Raw genomic sequence first — 355 nt, 5'->3', positions numbered from 1 at the left:
AGAAAGAAAGAGCAAAATTATACGTCTTTAAGTTTAGACGAAGTTAATTTGTTTCAAGTCAAGGCACTTGAGAAGCGAAAGAGGGAGTGTAGTTCACTACATGACTGATTGAGCGACGAAAGTAACGCCGAATTGAAGCAAAGAAACAAGTATAAATGGGTCTGTAGCTCAGCTGGTTAGAGCGCACCCCTGATAAGGGTGAGGTCGGTGGTTCAAGTCCACTCTGACCCACCAAAATCTTACCTTATCTTTGTTAGAGAGTGACTCGTTTAAGAAAGCTAAACGTCGCCACACTCTGTCGCGATAAGAAAAGATTTGGTCATTTATACGTATAAATTTTGTTTGACTGCATGTA

1 tRNA gene is annotated in these 355 nt (G+C 40.6%); it reads left to right on the top strand.

Going from position 1 to position 355, the window contains the following annotated elements:
* Nucleotides 1-157: 157 nt before the first annotated feature.
* A tRNA-Ile gene (locus BCU84_RS18955) sits at nt 158-234 on the top strand.
* The last annotated feature ends 121 nt before the right edge of the window (nt 235-355 follow it).

The sequence above is a fragment of the Shewanella sp. 10N.286.51.B7 genome (genome assembly GCF_002873615.1).
Classification (GTDB): Bacteria; Pseudomonadota; Gammaproteobacteria; order Enterobacterales; family Shewanellaceae; genus Shewanella; species Shewanella electrodiphila.
This window is presented reverse-complemented; position numbering and strand designations above follow the sequence as displayed.